Origin of the sequence: Autumnicola musiva, assembly GCF_031846585.1 — a bacterium.
Classification (GTDB): Bacteria; Bacteroidota; Bacteroidia; order Flavobacteriales; family Flavobacteriaceae; genus Autumnicola; species Autumnicola musiva.
On record NZ_JAVRHK010000002.1, the window covers coordinates 338,851 to 363,031 of the forward strand.

At 39.2% G+C, this 24,181-nt stretch carries 20 protein-coding genes and 2 tRNA genes; 11 read left to right on the top strand and 11 right to left on the bottom strand.

What is annotated here, in order from left to right; all coding sequences use genetic code 11:
* The first annotated feature begins 13 nt into the window (after positions 1 to 13).
* Positions 14 to 646 carry a 7-carboxy-7-deazaguanine synthase QueE gene (locus RM539_RS03960; protein ID WP_311502136.1) on the top strand — a complete coding sequence of 211 codons (633 nt, stop codon included), beginning with the start codon at positions 14 to 16 and terminating at the stop codon, positions 644 to 646.
* Between the two features lie 129 nt (positions 647 to 775).
* Here the strand turns inward: RM539_RS03960 and RM539_RS03965 are convergent, their stop codons facing one another.
* On the bottom strand, positions 776 to 1,339 hold the full coding sequence (locus RM539_RS03965; RefSeq protein ID WP_311502137.1) for a DUF2911 domain-containing protein: 564 nt from the start codon (positions 1,337 to 1,339) through the stop codon (positions 776 to 778).
* 260 nt (positions 1,340 to 1,599) lie between these two features.
* Between RM539_RS03965 and asnB the strand changes: the two genes are divergently transcribed.
* The 5 genes from asnB to secDF all read left to right on the top strand — a co-directional run bounded on the left by asnB (position 1,600) and on the right by secDF (position 10,632).
* A complete protein-coding gene (gene asnB, locus RM539_RS03970; protein WP_311502138.1) occupies positions 1,600 to 3,219 on the top strand; it encodes an asparagine synthase B in 1,620 nt (539 codons plus the stop codon).
* A gap of 185 nt (positions 3,220 to 3,404) precedes the next feature.
* Complete coding sequence (gyrB, locus tag RM539_RS03975) at positions 3,405 to 5,345, top strand: DNA topoisomerase (ATP-hydrolyzing) subunit B (RefSeq protein WP_311502139.1); 1,941 nt, start codon at positions 3,405 to 3,407, stop codon at positions 5,343 to 5,345.
* A gap of 119 nt (positions 5,346 to 5,464) precedes the next feature.
* The gene (locus tag RM539_RS03980) at positions 5,465 to 6,439 is read left to right on the top strand and encodes a DUF6588 family protein (RefSeq protein WP_311502140.1); all 975 of its coding nucleotides are present in this window, start codon (positions 5,465 to 5,467) and stop codon (positions 6,437 to 6,439) included.
* Between the two features lie 90 nt (positions 6,440 to 6,529).
* On the top strand, positions 6,530 to 7,456 hold the full coding sequence (locus tag RM539_RS03985; RefSeq protein WP_311502141.1) for a malate dehydrogenase: 927 nt from the start codon (positions 6,530 to 6,532) through the stop codon (positions 7,454 to 7,456).
* A gap of 167 nt (positions 7,457 to 7,623) precedes the next feature.
* On the top strand, positions 7,624 to 10,632 hold the full coding sequence (gene secDF / locus RM539_RS03990) for a protein translocase subunit SecDF (RefSeq protein WP_311502142.1): 3,009 nt from the start codon (positions 7,624 to 7,626) through the stop codon (positions 10,630 to 10,632).
* A gap of 184 nt (positions 10,633 to 10,816) precedes the next feature.
* Here the strand turns inward: secDF and RM539_RS03995 are convergent, their stop codons facing one another.
* From RM539_RS03995 to folE, 6 genes are all read right to left on the bottom strand, one after another.
* Entirely contained in the window at positions 10,817 to 11,458 is a 642-nt protein-coding gene (locus tag RM539_RS03995) for an alpha/beta hydrolase (protein ID WP_311502143.1), read from the bottom strand.
* A gap of 82 nt (positions 11,459 to 11,540) precedes the next feature.
* A complete protein-coding gene (locus RM539_RS04000; protein ID WP_311502144.1) occupies positions 11,541 to 12,011 on the bottom strand; it encodes a DUF192 domain-containing protein in 471 nt (156 codons plus the stop codon).
* Positions 12,012 to 12,028: 17 nt separating this feature from the next.
* Positions 12,029 to 12,853 carry a prolipoprotein diacylglyceryl transferase gene (gene lgt / locus RM539_RS04005; RefSeq protein ID WP_311502283.1) on the bottom strand — a complete coding sequence of 275 codons (825 nt, stop codon included), beginning with the start codon at positions 12,851 to 12,853 and terminating at the stop codon, positions 12,029 to 12,031.
* Positions 12,854 to 12,909: 56 nt separating this feature from the next.
* The gene (gene yidD, locus RM539_RS04010; protein ID WP_311502145.1) at positions 12,910 to 13,152 is read right to left on the bottom strand and encodes a membrane protein insertion efficiency factor YidD; all 243 of its coding nucleotides are present in this window, start codon (positions 13,150 to 13,152) and stop codon (positions 12,910 to 12,912) included.
* A gap of 19 nt (positions 13,153 to 13,171) precedes the next feature.
* Complete coding sequence (gene cysS, locus RM539_RS04015) at positions 13,172 to 14,656, bottom strand: cysteine--tRNA ligase (protein WP_311502146.1); 1,485 nt, start codon at positions 14,654 to 14,656, stop codon at positions 13,172 to 13,174.
* A gap of 33 nt (positions 14,657 to 14,689) precedes the next feature.
* Entirely contained in the window at positions 14,690 to 15,367 is a 678-nt protein-coding gene (gene folE / locus RM539_RS04020; RefSeq protein ID WP_311502147.1) for a GTP cyclohydrolase I FolE, read from the bottom strand.
* A gap of 143 nt (positions 15,368 to 15,510) precedes the next feature.
* Here folE and RM539_RS04025 point away from each other — a divergent pair, with 143 nt between their 5' ends.
* Positions 15,511 to 17,355, top strand: a complete 1,845-nt coding sequence (locus RM539_RS04025; protein WP_311502284.1) for a T9SS type B sorting domain-containing protein — start codon at positions 15,511 to 15,513, stop codon at positions 17,353 to 17,355.
* A 69-nt stretch (positions 17,356 to 17,424) separates the two neighbouring features.
* On the opposite strand, the gene RM539_RS04030 is transcribed toward RM539_RS04025, so the two are convergent.
* Together RM539_RS04030 and RM539_RS04035 are read right to left on the bottom strand one after the other, a co-directional pair.
* The gene (locus RM539_RS04030) at positions 17,425 to 18,933 is read right to left on the bottom strand and encodes an OmpP1/FadL family transporter (protein ID WP_311502148.1); all 1,509 of its coding nucleotides are present in this window, start codon (positions 18,931 to 18,933) and stop codon (positions 17,425 to 17,427) included.
* A gap of 105 nt (positions 18,934 to 19,038) precedes the next feature.
* Positions 19,039 to 20,181 (bottom strand): hypothetical protein, encoded by a 1,143-nt coding sequence (locus RM539_RS04035; RefSeq protein ID WP_311502149.1) that lies wholly within the window; start codon positions 20,179 to 20,181, stop codon positions 19,039 to 19,041.
* 110 nt (positions 20,182 to 20,291) lie between these two features.
* Between RM539_RS04035 and proS the strand changes: the two genes are divergently transcribed.
* The 4 genes from proS to rpsT all read left to right on the top strand — a co-directional run bounded on the left by proS (position 20,292) and on the right by rpsT (position 22,334).
* Entirely contained in the window at positions 20,292 to 21,770 is a 1,479-nt protein-coding gene (gene proS, locus RM539_RS04040; RefSeq protein ID WP_311502150.1) for a proline--tRNA ligase, read from the top strand.
* 76 nt (positions 21,771 to 21,846) lie between these two features.
* A tRNA-Glu gene (locus RM539_RS04045) sits at positions 21,847 to 21,918 on the top strand.
* 65 nt (positions 21,919 to 21,983) lie between these two features.
* A tRNA-Glu gene (locus RM539_RS04050) sits at positions 21,984 to 22,055 on the top strand.
* Between the two features lie 30 nt (positions 22,056 to 22,085).
* Positions 22,086 to 22,334 (top strand): 30S ribosomal protein S20, encoded by a 249-nt coding sequence (rpsT, locus tag RM539_RS04055; protein ID WP_311502151.1) that lies wholly within the window; start codon positions 22,086 to 22,088, stop codon positions 22,332 to 22,334.
* A gap of 155 nt (positions 22,335 to 22,489) precedes the next feature.
* Here the strand turns inward: rpsT and RM539_RS04060 are convergent, their stop codons facing one another.
* Both RM539_RS04060 and pepE read right to left on the bottom strand, forming a co-directional pair.
* A complete protein-coding gene (locus RM539_RS04060; protein ID WP_311502152.1) occupies positions 22,490 to 23,404 on the bottom strand; it encodes a glutaminase in 915 nt (304 codons plus the stop codon).
* Complete coding sequence (gene pepE, locus RM539_RS04065; protein WP_311502153.1) at positions 23,405 to 24,112, bottom strand: dipeptidase PepE; 708 nt, start codon at positions 24,110 to 24,112, stop codon at positions 23,405 to 23,407. It abuts the gene before it with no gap.
* Positions 24,113 to 24,181 lie beyond the last annotated feature (69 nt).

Genomic DNA, 24,181 nt, shown 5'->3' on the forward strand with positions numbered 1-24,181 from the left:
ATCTTTGCATGCTATGATTACAAAAGAGACACAGGCATTGGTTGATGAAGGTATTATGCTTCCGTTGATGGAAGATTTTTATACCATTCAGGGAGAAGGATTTTATAAAGGAACGGCGGCCTATTTTATAAGAATAGGAGGCTGTGATGTTGGCTGTCACTGGTGTGATGTAAAGGAAAGCTGGAATGCTGAGCTTCATCCGCCTACCCATATTGGTGAAATTGTGGAAAAAGCGAGTTCCTTAAGCAAAACGGTGGTAATTACCGGGGGAGAACCGCTCACGTGGGATATGACTAAAATTACTGAAGCCTTAAAAGCTAAAGATTGCAATACTCATATAGAAACTTCAGGAGCATATAAATTAACAGGTATATGGGACTGGATTTGCCTTTCTCCGAAGAAAATTAAATTGCCTACTGAAGAAATTTATGAAGTGGCGAATGAGTTGAAGGTAATCATCTTCAATAAACACGATTTTAAATTTGCCGAAGAACAGGCAGAAAAAGTTAATAAAGATTGTATCCTTTATCTTCAGCCGGAATGGAGTAACCGGGATAAGATGATGCCGATTATTGTGGATTATGTAATGCAGAATCCAAAATGGAAGGTCTCGCTGCAAACTCATAAATATTTAAATATCCCATAAAAAAGCGGCTGTCTAAAAGGCTGATTTTCGTCAAGCTGAAGTTGTTTCAACTTCTTAAAATCAGGAATTAATTTCAGGATGACGATTTTCAACTTTTTTGACAGCCGCTTAGCTTTAAAAGAATACTATTTACATAGTCTCTTTAAAAGGAATTTTCACATAACGATCGTCCCAGCCTATTAAAAGGTTGGCACCGTTATCTATCTGTTCAAAAGCCATGGACAAAGCTTCTATATTATTTGGAGCTTTTCTTGCCGGCACACTAATTCTTACAAAATCCTGTTCACTTGAATATTCATAAGCTCCCCACGTATGTGTTTTTTTGTTCAGGATTACAGTCCATTCATTTTCTTTTGGAATTGTGTATAGAGTGTAAGTTCCTTGTGGTACAGTTTCCCCGGCTACCTGCAGATCTTTGTATAGGGTAAGTTCGGTAGCTTCATTGGCACCTGTACGCCATACTTCGCCATACGGCACTAATTTCCCAAATACTTCTCTATCTCTTCTTTGAGGACGGCTGTAAATTACTCTTGCTATAGGTTCATTGTCCGGATTCCTGTAGAGCGCCAAATCCATGGGACTGGCATCTAGTTTAGAAAAGTTAGGTGTTTCAGAAGTGCTGTTCTGAGCCTGCGCGGTGGTAAGTCCGGTGCTTAGCATTATTCCTATTACTGCTATTAAAACTTTTTTCATTACGGTGTGATTATGTTTAATTTCAAAATTTCTATAAAGATACACAGGTGTATCGGCATTATTGTTAAAATACTATTTAGGTGCTGTTAAAATTCAGAAATTTTACATCTGTTAATTTTATACAGAGAAAAGCATATAATGATTTTAATATTAGTGTAAATATCATATTTAATGTTGTCGTTTGAAACCAATGTATCTGGTTGTGTTTAATTAGTGTAACCTTCCGTCCATATTTGTATCAAATTAATAAAGCAAACGACATGTGTGGAATTTTAGCAGTAATCGGAGATCGATTAAGTGAAGAGAAAGTAAGTAGTCTTTCTAAAAGAATGTCTCACAGGGGGCCAGACGAGAGCGATGTGCATGTAACCAAAGAAGGTTATATTCTTAGTCACGAAAGACTTTCTATTGTAGATTTAGAAACAGGTAAACAACCTATCCAGGGAACTTCAGATGCCTGGATGATACATAATGGGGAAATATATAATCACCAGTCACTTCGTGATAATGAGTTAAAAGATCATACTTTCAGGACCACGGGAGATTCAGAGGTTATCGTTCATTTATATGAAGAATATGGTTACGATTTTCTTGATAAACTGGACGGGGTGTTTTCTTTTGTAGTGGTACGCGGTAAAGATTTTATTGTAGCACGCGATCCAATTGGAGTTAAACCTCTTTATTACGGAACAGATGATGATGGTGCCATATGGTTTGCCAGTGAAATGAAAGCTCTTGCAGATCAATGTTCCAGCTTTGCAGCTTTTCCTCCGGGACACTATTATACTCCGGAAACAGGCTTTGTGGAATATTACACTCCCGATTGGTACGATTATAAAAAAGGAAATAAAGCACTGGATTTGTCAAAAATCAGGGAAAGCTTAATAGAGGCAACAAAAAAACGTTTAATGGCAGATGTGCCCCTTGGAGTGCTACTAAGCGGAGGTTTGGATTCTTCTTTAACATCATCTATTGCAGCACGTTTAATGGAAGGATCTGGGCAGAAATTACATTCCTTCTCTATTGGGCTGGATGAAAATGCTCCCGATTTAATAGCGGCGAGAAAAGTAGCCGACTTCCTGGGTACAGAGCATTCAGAACTATACTTTACTGTTGAAGAGGGTATAGAAATTCTTAAAAAACTGGTATGGCACCTGGAAACATACGATGTGACTTCTATAAGAGCAAGTACACCTATGTACTTTCTTTCAAAAGGGATTACAGATAAAGGGGTGAAAGTGGTGCTTTCAGGTGAAGGTGCTGATGAGATCTTTGGGGGTTACCTTTATTTTAAAAATGCTCCATCTCCTGAAGAGTTTCAGAAAGAAACAATTCGCAGGGTACAACGGCTTGCCACGGCAGATTGTTTAAGGGCAGATAAATCTACCATGGCTCACGGGCTTGAGGCGCGTGTTCCATTCCTGGATAAAGGATTTCTTAAGGTAGCCATGGAAACAGAGCCTTCTGAAAAAATGCCAAAGACATATGATGGTGTGGAAAAATTTATACTGCGTAAGGCATTTGATACTCCGGAGCGCCCATTTTTACCAGATGAGGTACTGTGGAGACAAAAAGAACAATTTAGCGATGGTGTGGGTTACAACTGGATAGATGAACTTATTGCCCATGCTTCAGCACAAATAAGTGATGCGCAGTTGGCGGCAGCAGAAGAAAAATATCCATTTAATACTCCTGCAACTAAAGAAGCCTATTTTTACAGGGAAATCTTTCACAGCCATTTTCCACAGGAAAGTGCTGCAAAAACAGTGAAAAAGTGGGTTCCAAAATGGCAGGCAGATTTAGACCCCAGTGGAAGAGCAAACACTTCTCACGTAGCTTCAACAGCTAAAAAACAATTAGAAGAATTAGCCAAAGTTTAGGCAAAAAGTTTCGTGTGGTTTGTTAACCCGTGGTGGTCCGGTTTTTTAACCGGTTCGCTACGGGTTTTTTCCACATAAATTGTTAATAACTTCAGGCCTTTAAGCTTCGCACTTTCAGTCTAAAAAGGCCGGTTTTGTTATATTTGTTCGTTACCAAAATTACACGAATTTAATTTACAAAATACATGAGCGAAGAAGCCAAGAAAAAACTCTACTCGGCAGACAGTATACAGGCCCTGGAGGGTATGGAGCATGTGCGCATGCGCCCTTCAATGTATATTGGAGATACCGGGATAAGAGGTCTCCATCATTTGGTTTACGAAGTAGTAGACAATTCTATTGACGAAGCCCTGGCTGGTCATTGTGATACCATTAAAGTAGTTATAAACGAAGATAATTCTGTAACTACTGAAGATAACGGCAGGGGTATTCCTATTGATCTTCATAAAAAGGAAGGTGTTTCCGCTCTTGAGGTCGTAATGACAAAAATTGGTGCCGGTGGTAAATTTGATAAGGATTCTTATAAAGTTTCCGGAGGTCTGCACGGAGTAGGGGTAAGTTGTGTGAACGCACTTTCTGCCTCACTTAAGGCCACGGTTTACAGGGATGGGCAAATTTGGGAGCAGGCATATGAACTGGGCAAGCCTCTTTATCCCGTGAAACCTGTTGGTGAAACAGAGCTAAGCGGAACTATAGTTACTTTTAAGCCCGATTCAAGTATTTTTCAGCAAACCACTGAATATAATTATGACACCCTTGCCAGCAGAATGCGGGAGCTTGCTTTCTTAAACAAGGGACTTACCATCATTCTTACTGATAAAAGATCTACTGATGAAAAAGGTGAATTTATAACTGAAACTTTCTTTTCGGAGGAGGGATTAAAGGAATTTGTACGATTTTTAGACGGTAACCGTGAGCCTATTATTGGAGAGGTTATCTCTATGGAAGGTGAGAAGAATGATATTCCTGTGGAAGTAGCTATGGTTTATAATACTTCTTTTAATGAAAACCTGCACTCCTACGTAAACAATATCAATACTCACGAAGGTGGAACTCACCTTTCCGGTTTCCGCAGAGGTTTAACATCCACCCTTAAGAAGTATGCCGATGCTTCAGGAATGCTGGATAAATTAAAATTTGAAATTACGGGGGATGATTTTAGGGAAGGTCTTACTGCAATTATTTCAGTAAAAGTAGGGGAGCCACAGTTTGAAGGGCAAACCAAAACCAAGCTGGGGAACAGGGAAGTGACTTCTGCAGTCTCCCAGGCGGTTTCAGAAATGCTTGAAAATTATCTGGAAGAAAACCCCAATGACGCTAAAACTATAGTTCAGAAAGTAATTCTTGCAGCTCAGGCTAGGAACGCGGCCAAGAAAGCGCGGGAAATGGTTCAGCGTAAAACTGCCATGAGTATTGGTGGTTTGCCCGGGAAACTATCTGACTGCTCAGAGCAGGATCCTGCGCAATGCGAAGTATTTCTTGTAGAGGGTGATTCTGCAGGGGGTACCGCAAAACAGGGAAGAGACAGGAAATTTCAGGCTATTCTTCCTCTAAGGGGTAAAATCCTGAATGTAGAAAAGGCAATGACACACCGCGTTTTTGATAACGAGGAAATTAAAAATATCTATACTGCCCTTGGTGTAACTATTGGGACCGAAGAGGATAGTAAAGCTTTAAATTTATCTAAGTTGCGCTATCACAAGATTGTGATAATGTGTGATGCCGATGTTGATGGTAGTCATATTGAAACACTTATTCTTACCTTCTTTTACCGTTATATGAAGGAATTAATTGAGGGTGGGCATATTTATATTGCCACTCCGCCATTATATCTTGTAAAGAAAGGAAGTAAAAAACAATATGCCTGGTCTGAAGAAGCACGTGATGAAATTGCACAAAGCTACAGCGGAGGAATTCAAATTCAGCGTTATAAAGGTCTGGGAGAGATGAATGCAGAACAACTATGGGATACAACAATGGATCCCGAACGCCGGAAACTTAGACAGGTTACTATTGATAATAGCAGTGAAGCAGACAGGATTTTCTCTATGCTAATGGGTGATGAAGTGCCTCCCCGTAGAGAATTTATAGAGAAAAATGCGAAATATGCCAATATTGATGCATAAAAACATGTAATATATTCTATTGTGACAGGCCTGCAAATTTGCAGGCCTGTTTATTTTATGAATTTCTGTAGCAAGCTGAAAATTTATTATTTTTACGGTCAACCCAAATTTAACGACCTATGAAAATAATTTACAAATCTGTTTTTTTATTAAGCTTTTTATTTTCTTTTAATTGTTATTCCCAGGATAATCAGGATCTTATCGTGGCAGACTTACTTCGTATCGCTGATGGCTTTGCAGACCCTGCGGCTAATAGTGTTGCCTATCAGGCAAATGGAGGCTGGTTTTCTTCTGCCCAATCAATGGATCCCTGGCAATTTGAAGTCTCTGTTCACGGAAATGCTGTGTTTGTTCCCAATAGTCGAAAAAATTATATTATTGATAACCTGGAGGTGCTTACAATAAGAGGAGATGAATCCAGGGCAGTAGTGCCTACTGCTTTTGGCTCTTCTTCCGAAGTTGTCTTTGAAGGAGTTTATGAATCAGCTCTGGGGGATTTTCCATTTGATTTTGAGGCTATAGAAGGGATAGATAAAAGCCTTGTAGGGCATCCTTTTGCCCAGATTACTGTTGGTTTGCCTGCAGAAACAGAATTCGCTGTAAGGCTAATGCCTGCAATTACCGTAGGCGATGTAAAGGTTAATACTTATGGAGCAGGAGTAAAACATAATTTCAGCCAGTATCTAAGGTTTAACGAACCTGAAGATTTTCAATTTTCGGCCTTTGTTGCATATAGTTTGTTTGATATCCAGTATGAATTCACTCCTCTTGATCTTCAACCTCTGGTGGAACTGAATGCCATAGAAGTTGATGCCGATGTGTGGGTTGCAGAACTACTGGGTTCAAAAAGATATGCCGATTTTGAAATTTTCGGCGCCTTAGGAGTAGCCAGTTCAAATTTTGCCTATATGATGGAAGGAAGTGGAGCGGCCTTATCAGATATAAATTCAGCTCTTGGCTCCTTAGGGGATTCTGAAGCGCAATTTAAAGGAGATATCGGTTTCAATATTTATTTAAACCGGTTCAAAATCAGCACAATGGCGACTGCGGGAAGATTTTTCAATCTTAATTTAGGTTTACATTTTAGGATATAAGACCGGGGACTTTAACCATTCATTATTATAAAAGCATTAACATTATTTGTATTTTAGTGCCAGTTACTAATCGATAAATAATATTAAAGAATGAAAGTTACAATAGTAGGAGCAGGTGCAGTAGGTGCCAGTTGTGCAGAATATGTTGCCATCAAGAATTTCGCTTCAGAAGTTGTTTTAGTAGATATCAAAGAGGGGTATGCTGAAGGTAAAGCAATGGACCTTATGCAAACAGCTTCCCTTAATGGATTTGATACTAAAATTACCGGAAGTACCAATGATTATTCCAAAACTGCGGGAAGTGATGTTGCCGTTATTACAAGTGGTATTCCCAGGAAACCAGGAATGACCAGGGAAGAATTAATAGGTATAAATGCGGGAATTGTAAAAGAAGTGGCTTCAAACCTTATAAAGCACTCGCCCGATGTAACTCTTATAGTTGTGAGTAATCCAATGGATACCATGACTTACCTTGTTCATAAAACCACAAAACTTCCTAAGAATAAAATTATAGGAATGGGAGGGGCTCTGGACAGTGCACGGTTTAAATATAGATTAAGTGAAGCTCTGGAATGTCCTCCTTCAGATGTTGATGGAATGGTGATTGGCGGTCATAGTGATACCGGAATGGTACCGCTTACCAGGCTGGCTACCCGCAATAGTGTGCCGGTTACTGCATTTTTATCAGAAGAAAGGCTAAATCAGGTTTCTGAAGATACCAAAGTGGGAGGAGCTACATTAACCAAATTATTGGGTACAAGCGCCTGGTATGCACCGGGTGCCGCAGTATCAGGATTGGTGCAGGCAATTGCGTGCGATCAGAAAAAATTATTCCCATGTTCTGCCCTTCTGGAGGGAGAATATGGGCTCAATGACCTTTGTATAGGAGTGCCTGCAATATTAGGGAAAAACGGGCTTGAGAAAATTGTGGAAATTGAGCTGAATGATGCTGAAATGAATAAAATGACAGAAAGTGCAGAAGGCGTGAAGAAAACCAACGGTTTACTTGAGGTTTAAAAGCCTATTATAAGCTGAAATAATAATGAAAAAGACCACTTTGCGGTGGTCTTTTTTTATGCTGAAAAAGTTAAAATATTCAAAAAGAAAATATTGGGATTTCATTTTCGAAACCCTATATTTGTCCGTTTTTAAAAATGACCTATTTAATTATAATTTAAGGAATAATGCAGAACAAGGGACTCATTAAAGTTTTTGCAATTTTATTTGGATTAGTATGTCTTTATCAGTTGTCTTTTACCTTCATTACCGCCGAGGTTGAAGAAGAAGCTGAAGAATTTGCTGTTCAGGAAGTTGGAGAAGGGGTAGAAGATTACTCCGATGTTAGGGATATTAGAGAGCAGAGGTATCTCGATTCTATTGGAAATGAAGAAGTAATTGCAGGGATCACCTATAATGAAGCTAAGGAAAAGGAACTTAACAAAGGGCTTGACCTTAAGGGAGGAATTAACGTAATTCTTCAAATTTCGGTTAGGGATATTTTAAGGGGACTTGCCGATAATACCAATGATCCTGCATTTAACCAGGCTATTGCCCAGGCCGATGAGGCTCAAACCGACAGTCAGGAGGACTATATTGATCTGTTTTTCGAAGAATTTAATAGTATTCCCGATGCAAGTCTTGCCTCGCCGGATGTATTTTTCAATAAAGCTTTAAGTGATGAAATTAATCCTGATATGTCTAATCAGGAAGTAGAGGGAGTCATCAGGGAAAGAGTTGATGAATCTATAACTTCTGCTTTTGAAGTTTTGAGGAAGCGTATTGATAAATTTGGAGTTACCCAGCCTAATATCCAGAGATTGGGGAATTCAGGAAGAATTCTTGTGGAGCTTCCCGGTGCTAAAGATGTAACCAGGATCAAAAATCTTTTGCAAAGTACAGCTCAGCTTGAATTCTGGCATGTTTATAAAAATACTGAACTTGGTAATTTTCTTTATGAAGCAAACACGGTTTTAGCCGATGTTGTTGGAAATCAGGCAGAGGAAACAACCGCTGCTGAAACGGATACCACTCAAACTGCCGCTGAAGATGATGATTTAAGTGAACTTTTAGCTGATGCTGAAGATACTACTGATGTTGCAGCAGGCAATAATCCACTTTTTGAATTGATTAAATCCCCTGGATTTCAGGGAAGTCCTGTATTGGCCACTTTTGCAGTTGCAGATACTGCTAAAGTGAATGAATATTTAAGTGAGTCGCAGGTTCGTTCCTTACTTCCTGCAGAGCATCGTTATGCTAAATTTGTTTGGGGAGTTCCTGACGAAGAAACGGGAACAGTTGGGCTATACGCCCTTAAAGGCAACCGCAATATGGAGCCACCACTTAGCGGAAGTGTTATTACCGATGCGCAGCAGACTTACGACCAATTAGGCAGGGTGGCTGTTTCTATGCAAATGGATGGAAGAGGAGCCAGGATGTGGGAAGAAATGACCGGACAGGCTTCCAGCCAGCAAAGCAATATTGCTATAGTGCTTGATAATATAGTATATTCTGCCCCGGGTGTTTCCACCGGGCCTATTGCAGGAGGAAGAAGTGAAATTACGGGAGATTTTTCTATAACTGAAGGTCAGGATTTGGCCAATGTACTTCGTGCAGGTAAACTTCCTGCTTCCGCAGAAATAATTCAGAGTGAAATTGTAGGTCCGTCTTTAGGACAGGAAGCAATCAACAGCGGTATAAATTCATTTCTAATTGCGCTTGTTTTTGTGCTAATATGGATGATTTTTTACTACGGTAAAGCGGGTTGGTTTGCAGATATTGCACTTGTAGTAAACATCCTCTTTATCTTCGGAATACTTGCCGGACTTGGAGCTGTACTTACATTACCCGGTATTGCAGGTATTGTTTTAACTATTGGTATGTCTGTAGATGCTAACGTACTTATTTTTGAAAGGATTAAAGAAGAGCTTGCAAAAGGTAAAAGCCAGGCTGAAGCTATTAAAGATGGTTTCAGCAATGCTTTGTCTTCTATTCTTGATGCCAATATTACCACAGGACTTACCGGGTTTATATTGTTAATTTTAGGAACAGGACCTATTAAAGGTTTTGCGACTACTTTGCTTATTGGTATTGCAACTTCTTTGTTTACCGCAATTTTTATTACCAGGTTGTTTATTGATGGCTATGGTAAGAACGGTAAATCTTTACCGTTTTCTACAGGAGTAACTAAAAATTTGCTTACCAACATCAATATTGATTTTCTCAAAAAGAGAAAAATAGCTTACATCGTCTCTGGTCTTTTTATTATTATTAGCATAGGATCTCTTTTTGTTCAGAATTTGAACTTGGGAGTAGATTTTGTTGGAGGTAGAACTTATACCGTGAGGTTTGATCAGGATGTAAATCCTACTGAAGTGGAAGGAGATCTTGTTAATGTATTTGGTAATGCCGAAGCAAAAACTTTCGGACCTAATAATCAGTTAAAAATTACCACTAACTACAGGGTAGAGGATGAAGGCTCCCAGGTAGATGAAGAAATTCAGCAGACACTTTTTGAGGCTTTGCAGTCTTATCTTCCTGCTGATATAACTTATGAAGATTTTACTGATGGTTCCGATCAGAAAGAGGTGGGTATCATGCAGTCTATGAAAGTTGGTCCCACCATTGCCGATGATATTAAAAGTGCTTCATTCTGGGCGGTACTTGGATCGCTTATAGTGGTGTTTCTTTATATCCTACTAAGATTCAGAAAATGGCAATTTAGTTTGGGAGCTGTTGCGGCTGTTTTCCATGACGTTTTAATAGTTTTAGGTATATTTTCGTTGCTTTACAGGATTATGCCTTTTAGTATGGAAATTAATCAGGCATTCATCGCTGCAATTCTAACTGTTATTGGTTATTCTCTTAACGATACCGTGGTGGTATTTGACAGGATTAGGGAATTTGTACAGGAGCACGCCACCTGGCCTTTAGGCAAAACGGTGAACAGCGCCCTGAACAGTACATTAAGCCGTACGTTAAACACCTCTCTTACCACATTAATAGTGCTGCTTGCCATCTTTATTTTTGGAGGAGAAAGCATCAGAGGATTTATGTTTGCTCTTATAATAGGTGTAATTGTAGGTACTTATTCTTCGATTTTTATAGCAACTCCTGTAATGTTTGACAGTGTTACGGATAAATCAAAAATCGAAAAAAAGAAGAAAACAGAAGAAGCTGAAACTACAACAGCTTAATTAAATTATTCACAATTATTAAAAGGCTCTCCGCAAGGGGAGCCTTTTTTATTTTCTGCAGGTCCTTAGGATTTATTCATCTAAATGGAAGTTCTGATGGCTAAAATATAGGGGTGCGATGAAGAGCATCGGAAGGAATATGAAGAACTACGGCATAATTTTTTCTGTAAATTATCTATGGTTTCTAATCCAGCATATAATTTTCTTTCGCCCATTCAATTGTTGGTTCAATCCATTCTTTCAAAGGTTTGAATAAAAACCCATGTCCCATTGCTGTATTTAGTTCTACTTCTTTAAAATGCTTGATTTCGCAGTTTGAAGTTGCTTTTCTTTCAATTGCCGAAACTCCAAATGGATCGGATTTTTCATAAATAGTTAAAATATTACCGCAATAGTTGATTTCTGGTATATTTTGGATATCACCATTTCTAAAACTCCCAATAAATACAAAATTCAGATCGGGATTATTAGCTAGTGTTGAGACATATTGAGCTATATATCCACCTTTTGACGTTCCAACAACAGTTATTTTCTGAGGTTCAACTCCGTGTCTAATCAGGCTATCGATATCAGTTAGAACTGTAAAGGCATAATCTCTTGCATTAACATTTCCGTTTCTCTTTTCGCTAATTACAGTAAATCCACTTTTTGTAAACCTGGAAATAATCTCCTGATATTCAACCAGGCCAAAGTCCGGATGAGCTTCATTTAAGGCATGAGTTTCCAGAAATCTGTTATGAAGGAAAAAGATATGCCGATCGCTATTTTCCTGTCCGGAAGTATATAGCACTGAACAAAAAAATCCAATGATAAGGTTTATTTTCATTAATTGCAGTATTTTAAATTAGCAGGAACACCTGTATTACCGCAGAAAATTAACCTGTGATTAGCTTTTAGATGAAGTTATCCTAAGGAATTCTTACTGCGGAAAACCTATCGCCGGTTTCAATATTCCACTTTTCAACCAGTCCGGCATTAATCTCCAGGATAAATTGAGCCGGTTTTCCTGAAGGCAGGTTTTTTTCATTAAGTGGTTCTGCATTCTCCTGAAGGCTCACCACGGTACTATCGGACCCATAGAAGATGAGGTCCAGCGGAATATAAGTGTTTTTCATGTAGAAATTGTGGAGAGTCGCATTATTATAAACAAAGAGCATTCCTCTGTTCTCGGCCATTTCAGTACGGTACATAAGCCCTGTCTCCCTTTCATAATCATTGTCGGCAATTTCTATGTCAAGCTTTTGAATAGTGTCTCCTTCGGCTTTTATAAGATAAAGTTCGCCTTCACTGGTAAATTCAACAGGGTCTTCTATAGGTTCATTTTCGTCTGAAGAATTTTTACAGGAAGCAAGAATTGATCCCGCTAAGATTATAATCAATAGGTGATTTTTTCTGATCATGCTGTTCTTCTTTGCTTTCCGGGGCGATACATAAAATAAAAGCCAGCAAGAATAAAAGGAACGCTAAGCCATTGGCCGGTATTCAGCAGCCATGTAGCTCTTTCTTCTACCTGAGCTTCTTTTATAAATTCAATAAAGAAGCGTACCGTCCATAACAGCACCAGGAACATCCCGAAAATATACCCAATTTTAAATCTTTTTTCAGTTTTCCAGTATAGGTACCATAGAAATACAAAAATTAAAACATAACAGGCAGACTCATATAATTGAGCAGGATGTCTGGGAAAATTTTCACCTAATTTCGCGAAAATAACCCCGTAATCACTATGTGTGGGCTTGCCTATTATTTCAGAATTCATGAAGTTTCCTATTCTTACAAATATTCCTCCACAGGCTACAGGAATAACAACACGGTCTAAAGTCCATAAAACCGGCTTATCCAGCACCCTTTTTTTATACAGAAACATAGCGGTAATAATTCCTATAGCAGCGCCATGGCTGGCAAGGCCTCTGAATCCCGTGAACTGGAATTCCGGTTCAAATCTTACCGGAAGAAAAATTTCCAGAAGATGATGCTGAAAATAATCCCAATCATAGAAAATAACGTGTCCTAGCCTTGCTCCAATCAATGTGGCGAGTACGGTATAAATAAAGAGAGAATCCAGTTTTTCAATTTCTATGCCCTCTCTTACATAGATGCTTTTCATTATATACCAACCAAGGCCAAAGGCAATAAGGAACATCAAACTGTAGTAATGAAGCGTGAAAAATCCCAGATCAAAACCTTCTGAGGGATTCCAGTGTATAGCATTAAATAGCATTAGAGGTACTTTAAGATTGGAAAAGTAAAGATACATATTTGAGCGTTTCCACCATGTTATTTCCCTTCAGATTTTGTAGGCACGGGATCGTAGCCTGAGCCTCCCCAGGGATTACAACTTAGAATCCTTTTTATTCCCAGCCATGTGCCTCTAATAAACCCGAAGCGTTGCAATGCCGTTAGCGTATATTGGGAACAGGTAGGGGAATAGCGGCAGGTGGCAGGTGTGATTGGTGATATAAACTTTTGATAAAGCCTAACCAGATAAATAAAAGGATATGCCAGTATTTTATTGATCATTGGTCATATCCTTTTCATATTAATTTAAAGAAAATGTAGTACCGTCTTTACCGTCTTTAAGCTGAATACCCATTTCCTGCAGTTGGTCACGAATTTTATCACTGGTTGAAAAATCTTTATTGGCCCTTGCTTCGGCTCTTAATCCAATTAAAAGTTCAACAGTACCCGAAAGCTTATCACCCCCTTTATTAGCTTTCTCTTCACCTTCCTTCAGCCCAAGAACATCAAACATAAATGCCGACATGCTTTGAGTAAGATTTGCTTTATCTTCCAGGGTAATTTGTTCGTTACCTTCTTTGATATTATTGATGATTCTAACCGCATCAAAAAGTTTTGCAATTAAAATCGGACTATTAAAGTCATCATTCATGGCTTCGTAGCAGGACTGCTTCCATTCTTCAAAAGAAAACGAAGAAGTCTTACCTGCCGGTAGTTCTTGAATGGAACGATAAGCCTCCATAAGCCGGTTAAAGCCTTTTTCGCTGGCAGAAAGTGCTTCATTTGAAAAGTCAAGAATACTTCTGTAATGTGCCTGAAGAATAAAAAATCTCGTCACATTTGGAGAAAATGCTTTATCTAGTACATCATTGTTTCCGCTAAATATTTCATTTGGAAGAATATTATTGCCGGTACTTTTTGCCATTTTCTTGCCATTGAGGGTAAGCATATTGGCGTGCATCCAGTAATTCACCGGATTTAATCCTGTTGCTGCTTCTCCCTGGGCAATTTCACATTCATGATGCGGAAATTTCAAATCCATTCCGCCTCCGTGAATATCGAATTCTTCTCCCAAATATTTTGTGCTCATCACTGTACATTCCAGGTGCCATCCAGGAAAGCCATCGCTCCATGGGGAAGGCCAGCGCATAATATGCTGTGGTTCCGCTTTTTTCCAAAGGGCGAAATCCTGCGGATTTTTTTTGTCGCTTTGTGCTGCAAGTTCCCTTGTATTTGCAATCATGTCTTCAATAGACCTGCCGCTAAGTCTCCCGTAGTTATGCTCTTTATTAAATTTAAGAACATCAAAATATACAGATCCATTGGCCTCGTAGCCAAAACCTTTATCGATAATGGTTTTAATTATTTCGATTTGTTCTACAATATGTCCTGTAGCTGTGGGCTCGATGCTTGGAGGAAGGTTGTTGAATTTCTCAAGGATATTATGAAAATCTATGGTGTAACGCTGTACCACTTCCATAGGTTCAATTTGTTCCAGGCGTGCTTTTTTGGCAATCCTGTCTTCTCCTGTTTCAGCGTCGTTTTCAAGGTGTCCCGCATCAGTAATATTCCTAACGTAACGCACCTTATATCCCAAATGCCTGAGATATCTGAAAACAAGGTCGAAAGAAATAAATGTGCGGCAGTTCCCGAGGTGTACATTACTGTAAACCGTGGGGCCGCAAACATACATTCCTACATTGCCTTCATTAATAGGGGTAAAAGTTTCTTTTTCACCCGTCATGGAATTATAAATCTTTAAGCTTTGTTCCTGGTAAAGCGCCATAGATACTTTAAAATTTAAAAATGAATACGTGTTTTAGAAAGTGGTATCTAATTTAATGTAATCCAAAAATTCCCGCTTTACTTCTTTTTTACTAAAAGCCCCGCCGAATTCGCTGGTCACTGTACTGCTTTCAATATCTCTAATTCCGCGGCTGTTTACGCAAAGGTGCTTGGCATCTATAACACAGGCAACATCTTTGGTGCCCAGTACACGTTGTAATTCCTGTACAATTTGCATGGTAAGCCGCTCCTGTACCTGTGGTCGTTTTGCATAATAATCTACAATCCTATTCATTTTAGATAAACCAACTACAGAACCATTGGAGATATAGGCCACGTGCGCCTTGCCTACAATTGGCAATAAATGGTGCTCACAGGTAGAGTAAACGGTGATATTCTTCTCTACCAGCATCTCACCATATTTATATTTATTGGCAAATGTGGAGGCTTTTGGTTTTCTTTTAGGATCCAGGCCGGAGAAGATTTCATTTACAAACATCTTGGCCACTCTTTGTGGGGTGCCTTTTAAGCTGTCGTCGGTAAGGTCCAGTCCAAGGGTTTGCATAATCCGGTTTACATCCTGTTTTATAAGTTCGATCTTTTCAAGATCACTTTTTTCAAAAGCATCTTCACGAAGGGGAGTTTCTGCGCTGTTGCTCGCGTGCGCCTCTCCCAATTCATCTATTTCATCCAAAATCTTATCTATTTTCATCTACTTTTACAATAATAGTCGTAAACTGATAGTTTAGCTTGCAAAGATACATATTTATCAGGTTTCTGAAGGATAGTTAATTAAAAGCATTCCCAATCATTTTTAGATTAAATTCTTTATTTTGCGCTAAGAGGAATATTTTGATGAAGAGGGGGCTTTTTATATTTTTAAGTATTGTTTTCGCAATTGCAGGGGGAGATAATTTACGTGCGCAGGGTGGATTTTGTGACGATATAGAACCTTTTTGTGCCGGAGATGAAAAACTGGTATTCGAGAATTCTAATGCCTTTGATGGAGGAGTCACCAATGGCCAGATGGGGCCCGACTACGGTTGCCTGCTTACACAGCCATATCCCGCATGGTTTTTTCTTCAGATAGAAGAATCAGGGAATTTAAACTTCACCATATCACAATTTCAGAATGAAAATGGTACAGGAGCCCAGTTAGATGTAGATTATGTAGTTTGGGGGCCTTTCGAGAACGCTGATGATTATTGCAATAACGCATCTTTAAATGAAGAAAACATTATAGCCTGTAGTTATTCCGAAGCAGCCAGGGAAAATCTTAGCATCACTAATGCACAGGCCGGAAATCTTTATGTGGTTGTAATTACAAATTTCTCCAGGTCGCGGGGTTATATAAGTTTACAGCAAACCAATCCCAACCAGGCCGGGGCAGGTGCTACAGATTGCAGTATTCTTGAAAGTACCCTTGGAGAAGATCGTATAATTTGTGAAGAAAACAGCGTAATCTTAGATGGTACTACTGAAGATGCTACAAATTACGAATGGTATATTTATGATGAAGTCAATGATAGTTATAATGTGCTTCCCGGTGAAACAAACCCTACCCTCGAAGTTTCCGTGACTGGAAATTACCGGGTGGTAGTATCTAATTCCGGGGATGGTAGTACAGATGAGGATGATGTAACGGTGAGTTTCTATGATAAACCAGTGGCCTCTTTGCCTAAAGATTTTGTAGCCTGTGCTATGGAAGAGGAAACTGTGAATTTAACACAGGCTTCTGCTGAAATTCTTGATGAAAATACTTCGGGGGAGAATTATCAGGTTTTTTATTACGCATCTGAAGAAGCAGCCGAAGAGGACCGCGCAATAACTAATCCTCAAACATATGACTGGAGCAATAATACTGAAGTTTTTGCAAACGTAGTGGGGCAGGAAAGTGGTTGTAAGTCTGAAACTATTGCTTTTGAAATTACCACTACCACTTTTAATGATCCCGGGATTGAAGCTATTACTCCTGCATGTTTAGATGAGCAGGGCAACCTTCTCCAAAATATCAATATAGGTTCAGATGTTGGTGAAGAATACTCTTACGAGTGGTATGAAGGGAATAATGTGGTTTCCACTAATCCCGTTTTAACGTTCAATAACACTCCTTCTTCCCGTGATTTCAGGCTTGTCCTTACCGATACTACCACGGGATGTTCCCGTGCTTACGAAACAACAATTGAGTATTTCTCGGCTCCTGCCGGGGTGCTTTTTGAAATTGAAGGGAGCGATTTTACGGGTGGTTACAGGGTAAATGCGGAAGCAGTCCCTGGCCCTGGAAGTGATACTGGATATGAATACCGGATGGATAATGGCTCTTGGCAATCTGGTGCTGTTTTTAAAAATGTACAGCCCGGATCGCATGTTGTATATGCAAGAGAAATAAATGGCTGCGGAATAAAAGCTTCGGAAAGTTTTGACCTGGTAGGTTATAAACGTTTTTTTACCCCTAATGGTGACGGTTACAATGATACCTGGGGTTTAATTTTTGCAGATGAAATGGAAGTGAGGGCACTGTATATATTTGACAGGTATGGAAAACTTTTAAAGCAGATTTCGCCTTACGGCCCGGGTTGGGACGGTACTTTAAATGGAACGAATGCTCCTGCCCGGGATTACTGGTTTAAATTAGAATACTTAGACGAAACAACCGGAATTTTTAGGGAATTCAGCGGGCATTTCAGTTTAGTAAGGTAATAAATAAAAAAGGCTGAATACCTATTGTAAACATAGTATCCAGCCTTTTTGTTTTTTATTTAGGTCTTATTACAAACCAAAGCTCAGGGTTAAGATAATATTAGACAGATTTCTGTCTATTTCAGGAGCATCGGTAAGTCCTACATTAAATAATGGAGTTGCAGTAGAATATTCTGCCCGGCTATAAGCAAGGTCCAGTTTTACTGTTCCGAAATTAAAACCTACACCTCCTGAATACCCGGTAAGATCGCTAACTGTGGTTTCATTTTCATAAGGGCTTTGTTCAAACCTATATCCGGCGCGAAGACTAAAATTTTGTATACGATATTCTCCACCAACTCTGTACGATGAAGCTGCTCTGAAGTCATTCTCAATATTGGCATTTTCAATTTCAAAATCGATGTTGTTTTCGGGGCGAAACTCCATATCTGTATAATCTTTATAAGAATAATCAAAGCTAATTAAACCACTCCCGCCGAATAATACTGCTGCACTTCCGGTAATCTTCCCGGGGGTTTGTAAGGTATAGTCGGGATAAACATTTATTATATTGGGGTCTACAACTGAAGTTCCTTCTGTAGCATGATCAGTTTCCAGGGATTGGGATGCTTCTTCTCTAATATTATACCAGGTGGGAGATTCATAAGCAGCGCCAAGTCTCAACTTTTCTCCAACTTTTGCAATGGCGCCAACCTGAAAGGAAAATCCGTCTCCGGCTGTATTCAGGCGATTTCGAAATTCTACATAATCTACATCACTTGCCGTATTATTATTTGTTTCAATAAAAACACTGCTATTTTCATAATTTAAAAAATGACTGTTTAAATTAATACCCAAATAAAGAAAATCCTGATATTGAGTGGCAAAATTGAAGGACAATTTTCCATTTAATCCTGTTGAAGCAAAAGAATAGCGCTGGTCAAAAGCACTCCCAGCGATAGCTGAAGTATAAGAAGTATTTTCAAGATCGGTACTTACAGGATTAATGATGTATCCCTGGTACCCAAGCAAAGCTTGTTGTTCACCATAGCCATAACTCTCACCAAGATAAGAATAAAGTTCGGCTACAGATTCTCCTTCAACGGTTTCCAACAGGTCCAGCGGAACTCCCTCTGCATATCCCAGAAAATAATTATCAATTGAGTTGTTATTTACACCCTGTGCTATAAAACTGTCATCATAATTATTAGTTTCAGCATAATTTACTCCAAGAGTAAATTTTCTCCAGTTGCTGTCATTGCTCCCATTAAAGACAAGTATACCGCCAGCCTGGGAAAAATTATAATTTGAATCTTCATTAGAAGTATATTCATTGAAGTAGTTTACTTCGTTTTCAGAACTCCTTCTGTCCATAGTGAAACTGGCAAAGCTGTTTAAGAAAACTGCCGATCCCGCTGGGTTAACATTTAAAGCAGAAAGATCTCCTCCCAGGGCACCGAAAGCCCCACTCATAGCCTGAAACCTTGCCGTTCCTGTTAGTTCTTCTGAAGAATAGCGGTAGGCATCGAGAGAGGTTTGGGCTGAAGCCGATAAAGCACCAACCATTATAATGGTAAATATCAAGAGTAGCTTTTTCATAGCATGTATTTTAAAGTAGTTTGTTTCTGATTTTTGATAAAAGACCTTACAGTTTTGGCTGTAAGGTCGGTTATAGGTTTTAGAATTTTTAGGAAATCTGGTTGCTTATCCCCGACCTCCACGGGAAGAAGAGCGTCCCCCTCCTGAGCTGCGTGTTCCTGAACTGCTCCTTGTGGATCCGCCAGAACTTCTTACTGTTCCACTGCTTCTGGTGCTTCTGGATGGTGTGTAAGATCTGGTATTAGAACTTCTGGTGCTACTTCTTCTGGTGTTGCTCCTTCTGGTGCTGGGCTCATAAGAAGAATTACTTCTGGTACGGCTCATGCTTTCTCTCACCGGCGCAGAACGTCGGCTGCTTCTACTGTAAACATTGGAGTTATCATCAGAAGATCTTACAGATCTGCTTCTGGAGTTATTATTGTCCGCTGTCCTGTTACTTCTTATTTCTCTTATACTTCTGGAATAAGAAGAATTTCTTCCGCGGCTGGCATCAGAATAGCTTCTGCTATCTCTGTTGCTTCTGGTAGAGTAGGAAGAAGTTGCATTTCTACGGCTTGCGCTATATGCTACATCATTTCGATTATACCTGTTATATCCTCCAACATAATATGGATAACCATATCCGTTGAATGTATAAGGATTGAAGAAACCGTTGTAACCATAGCTATAAGCAAAGGAAGGACCCCAAAATGGATTACCAAATCCTATTCTCCATGATGGTCCCCAAAAATTGTTATAATATGGGGATCCCCAATAGCCACCATAACCATATCCGTATCCAAATCCAGGAAAACCGTAACCCCCGCCCCAACGGTAGGGATTATAAAATCCGTAGCCAAAATTATTGTTATAAAAATTAATCGTGTATTCGTCCGGGTCTTCTCCCCATGGAGCATAGCTGCCGGTATATGCTATAGAATCATCATAATATGCGCCTTCCTCACCTTCGGTAGAAGAGTAGGTTTCAACATCTGTAAAAATCGCACCGTCCAGGGCATCCTGGTACATCTGGGATTTTTCATTGAATAAGTTTTTATAATAGACGCTGTTATTGTCCTCTTTTTCTGCATATTGATCCAACCGGTTCTCTGTTCTTCTGTTGTTACGGTCTTGTGAATTTGTGTCTCCGTAAATGCCGTCATTTCCATAGCTGGAATATTCATAGGAACCGCAGGATGCTAACAATAGCAAAAATACAGGAGCCAGAAAAATATAGATCTTTCGATATGATTTGTTATTGCGTATCATTAGCTTGTATTTTATTGTTGAACATTACAAAAATAGTTAGTTTTGCCCTAACTAACAGTGTATTTAACCTGTGTTAACTAATTCACAAGTTTTATGCCAAATAAATTAAAATGGGGAAGAAACTAACCACGAGAGCAGAGGACTACTCTAAATGGTATAATGAGTTAGTGGTAAAGGCCGATTTAGCTGAAAATTCGGCTGTTCGCGGATGTATGGTAATTAAACCGTACGGTTATGCCATCTGGGAAAAAATGCAGGCCGAGCTGGATAGAATGTTCAAAGAAACAGGGCATCAAAATGCTTATTTTCCGCTGTTTGTTCCTAAAAACCTTTTTGAAGCTGAAGAAAAAAATGCTGAAGGTTTTGCCAAGGAATGTGCAGTAGTAACACATTACCGTCTAAAAAATAATCCTGATGATCCCGGAAAACTGGTTGTGGACCCTGAAGCAAAACTGGAAGAAGAACTGGTAGTAAGGCCAACTTCTGAAGCAATTATATGGAATACTTATAAAAACTGGGTACAGTCTTACCGGGATTTGCCTTTACTAATCAATCAGTGGGCAAACGTGGTAAGGTGGGAAATGAGAACACGTTTGTTCCTGCGTACTGCGGAATTTCTCTGGCAGGAAGGCCATACGGCTCATGCTACAAAACAGGAAGCTTTGGATGAAGCGATGCAGATGAATGATATTTATGCTACTTTTGCTGAAGATTTCATGGCTATTCCGGTAATTAAAGGAAGCAAAACCGAAAATGAACGTTTTGCAGGAGCTGAAGAAACCTATTGTATTGAAGCTTTAATGCAGGATGGCAAAGCGCTTCAGGCAGGTACTTCTCATTTCCTGGGACAAAATTTTGCAAAAGCCTTTGATGTTAAGTTTGCTTCAAAAGAAGGAAATCTTGAACATGTATGGGCTACTTCCTGGGGAGTATCCACCAGGTTAATGGGTGCTCTTATTATGACCCATAGTGATGACAACGGACTTGTTTTGCCTCCAAATTTAGCGCCTGTTCAGGTGGTGATTGTTCCTATATATAAGGGAGATGACCAGTTGGAACAGATTTCTGAGGTTGCCAATCAACTGGCTGCAGATTTAAGAGCGAAGGGAATTTCAGTAAAATATGATGACCGCGATACACAAAAACCGGGATGGAAATTTGCCCAATATGAGTTACAGGGGGTGCCGGTACGTTTGGCTATTGGTCCTAAAGATTTGGAAAAAGGAACAGTTGAGCTGGCCAGAAGAGATACTTTAACCAAAGAGTTTGTAGAAAGGGATAAAGTAGTGGAAAAGGTAGATGCTTTAATGACTGAAATGCAGCAGAGCTTATTTAATAAAGCCAGAGATTACCGGGATAGCCATATTACATCAGTAGATAGTTTTGATGAGTTTAAAAAAGTACTGAAGGAAAAAAATGGATTTATTTCTGCACATTGGGACGGCACATCTGAAACCGAAAATAAAATAAAAGATCTTACAAAAGCCACAATTCGCTGTATACCATTTAATCAGGAGCAGGAAAGTGGAAGCTGTGTGCTTACAGGTAAACCATCCTCTCAAAGGGTGCTGTTTGCAAAGGCATATTAAATTTTAATTTTTTTTGTTTGACATTTGCAGCATTCAAAAATAGTTGTATTTTTGCATCCGCAATTAAACAAAAAATGGTCCGTTCGTCTAGGGGTTAGGACGCCAGGTTTTCATCCTGGTAACAGGGGTTCGATTCCCCTACGGACTACAGAAAGTACATATTGATTTTGTACAGTCGTTAAGCAATAGAAGCTTAAATTTGAAATATTTTATGGTCCGTTCGTCTAGGGGTTAGGACGCCAGGTTTTCATCCTGGTAACAGGGGTTCGATTCCCCTACGGACTACTTTTAAAAAATAATTAAAAAGAATTTGTAATGGCAAATCATAAGTCATCCTTAAAGAGAATCCGTAGTAATGAGACTAAACGTCTTAGAAACCGTTACCAGCATAAAACTACAAGAAATGCAATTAAGAAACTGAAGGAAGCCGGTAAGGATGAAGCTGAGACTTTATTGCCTTCTGTGGTTTCTATGGTAGACAAATTAGCAAAGAAAAATATTATTCATGATAATAAAGCCTCTAACCTGAAGTCAAAACTGACCAAGCATGTAGCAGCGCTTTAATATAAATAGTGTTCAATTTATAGAAAATGCTTTCTGTGAAAACAGAGAGCATTTTTTATTTAATATAATTCATGTTATGTAAGAATCAAAGAACCCGGTAACATTCAAGAACATCATAAAATACTTGCTCAGGATTAGGTGTTTTTGAAGCCCTTTTAAAATACCGATACGCCGGTTAGTGTAGTTAATTTTTCCAGGGCTTTCATACCAAGTTCAGAATTTCCCTTTTCATTCAGGATGGGGCTCCACACAGCTACCGAATATCTTTCGGGATGTATTGCAACAATTCCTCCGCCCACACCACTCTTGCCCGGCAGTCCTACTTCAAAACTAAATTCTCCGGCTTCATCATAGAATCCGCAGGTTTGCATTAAAGCATTTATACGCTTTACAATTTCCGGCCTCATAATTTTTTCCCCGTTTTCCAGTACTTTTCCTTTATTTGCAAATATCATAAAAGCTTTGGCTAATTGTCTACAGGACATTCTAAGGGAACATTGATGAAAGTAGAAGTCTATAATTGGCTCTACTTCACATTTGATATTTCCAAGGGCTTTCATATAATTCACCAGCGCAATATTTCGAAAACCGGTTGATTTTTCTGAAGAGGCTACGGTCTCATCATATTCTATGTCTGCGTCCCCGGTGATTTGACGTACAAAAGATAATAATTCTTCTTTCGGATTTTCAAGATGATCCACCAGGATATCAGATATCACCAACGCCCCGGCATTGATAAAAGGGTTTCTGGGGATCCCGTTTTCCTGTTCCAGCTGGGTAAGTGAATTAAAAGGATTTCCTGAAGGTTCAACATCTACCCTTTCCCACAGGTCTTCTCCCATTATATTCATTGCCATGCATAATGAGAAGACTTTAGAAATACTCTGAATGGAAAACTTCTCTTCACTATCTCCAAAGCCGTAATGTTGATTCTCACCACAGTAAAGATGCATTCCAAATTTACGTGGATCTATTTTGGCCAGTTCGGGAATATAAGACGCTACTTTGCCACCTACATCGCGGTAGCTCATTTCGCTGTGAATAGTATCAAGAATCTTCTGGTAATTCATTTAATTTAAGTCTGAGATATCGGTTTCTGCATCAATTTCGAAAGGTACCTTATCCTTTTTAAAGATGCGTGCACTAAGACTTCCTTTTAACGATATTTTATTATCCTTTACCTGAAGCCAGCTGCCTTCTCTTAAGCCTACCACAGGTTGGGAATTGATTGAGTGAAATTCCCTAATACGGGTTTCCCTTGTTTCTCCTTTATGGGTGGAGCTGTTATCAGGATCCAGATAATGCGGGTTAATATTAAAAGGAACAATGCCCAGGGTTTTAAAACCTGGTGGATAGACTATAGGCATATCATTGGTGGTTTGCATAGTAAGGCCACCAATGTTTGTCCCTGCGCTCGTACCCAGGTAAGCTGCACCGCGTGAAATACTCTCTCTAAGGGGCAACATAAGATTGTTACGGTAAAGTTCAGAAACAAGCAGGAAGGTATTGCCGCCACCGGTAAAAATCCCACCTGTATTCCTAAGCGCTTCCACGGGAGAAGAATATTCATGTATTCCCTTCAGTTTCTTATTTACCTTTTGGAATGCTTCTGCTGCTTTGGTGGTATATTCATTATGAGTGATTCCTCCCGGCCTTGCAAAAGGAATAAAAATAATTTCTGAAGTGTTCCAGTAAAGTTCTTCTATTACCGGGAGAAGATATTCCAGGTAACCCTGCCCGTGTAAAGTTGAGGTACTGGCTAATATAGCATTGGTCATAATCCTTTTTTGTAAATGTAGCGAAATAGGTTTTTTAACAAAAATTTCCTGCTCCTGAAGTAAAAATTA

Excerpts from the sequence above, each read along its gene's own strand:
- RM539_RS03965 (WP_311502137.1), bottom strand. The coding sequence starts at position 1,339 with ATGAAAAAAGTTTTAATAGCAGTAATAGGAATAATGCTAAGCACCGGA.
- pepE (WP_311502153.1), bottom strand. The coding sequence starts at position 24,112 with ATGACCAATGCTATATTAGCCAGTACCTCAACTTTACACGGGCAGGGT.
- yidD (WP_311502145.1), bottom strand. The coding sequence starts at position 13,152 with ATGATCAATAAAATACTGGCATATCCTTTTATTTATCTGGTTAGGCTT.
- proS (WP_311502150.1), top strand. The coding sequence starts at position 20,292 with ATGGGGAAGAAACTAACCACGAGAGCAGAGGACTACTCTAAATGGTAT.
- secDF (WP_311502142.1), top strand. The coding sequence starts at position 7,624 with ATGCAGAACAAGGGACTCATTAAAGTTTTTGCAATTTTATTTGGATTA.
- asnB (WP_311502138.1), top strand. The coding sequence starts at position 1,600 with ATGTGTGGAATTTTAGCAGTAATCGGAGATCGATTAAGTGAAGAGAAA.
- gyrB (WP_311502139.1), top strand. The coding sequence starts at position 3,405 with ATGAGCGAAGAAGCCAAGAAAAAACTCTACTCGGCAGACAGTATACAG.
- RM539_RS04035 (WP_311502149.1), bottom strand. The coding sequence starts at position 20,181 with ATGATACGCAATAACAAATCATATCGAAAGATCTATATTTTTCTGGCT.
- RM539_RS03980 (WP_311502140.1), top strand. The coding sequence starts at position 5,465 with ATGAAAATAATTTACAAATCTGTTTTTTTATTAAGCTTTTTATTTTCT.
- lgt (WP_311502283.1), bottom strand. The coding sequence starts at position 12,853 with ATGCTATTTAATGCTATACACTGGAATCCCTCAGAAGGTTTTGATCTG.
- RM539_RS03985 (WP_311502141.1), top strand. The coding sequence starts at position 6,530 with ATGAAAGTTACAATAGTAGGAGCAGGTGCAGTAGGTGCCAGTTGTGCA.
- cysS (WP_311502146.1), bottom strand. The coding sequence starts at position 14,656 with ATGGCGCTTTACCAGGAACAAAGCTTAAAGATTTATAATTCCATGACG.
- RM539_RS03960 (WP_311502136.1), top strand. The coding sequence starts at position 14 with ATGATTACAAAAGAGACACAGGCATTGGTTGATGAAGGTATTATGCTT.
- RM539_RS04030 (WP_311502148.1), bottom strand. The coding sequence starts at position 18,933 with ATGAAAAAGCTACTCTTGATATTTACCATTATAATGGTTGGTGCTTTA.
- rpsT (WP_311502151.1), top strand. The coding sequence starts at position 22,086 with ATGGCAAATCATAAGTCATCCTTAAAGAGAATCCGTAGTAATGAGACT.
- RM539_RS03995 (WP_311502143.1), bottom strand. The coding sequence starts at position 11,458 with ATGAAAATAAACCTTATCATTGGATTTTTTTGTTCAGTGCTATATACT.
- RM539_RS04060 (WP_311502152.1), bottom strand. The coding sequence starts at position 23,404 with ATGAATTACCAGAAGATTCTTGATACTATTCACAGCGAAATGAGCTAC.
- folE (WP_311502147.1), bottom strand. The coding sequence starts at position 15,367 with ATGAAAATAGATAAGATTTTGGATGAAATAGATGAATTGGGAGAGGCG.
- RM539_RS04025 (WP_311502284.1), top strand. The coding sequence starts at position 15,511 with ATGAAGAGGGGGCTTTTTATATTTTTAAGTATTGTTTTCGCAATTGCA.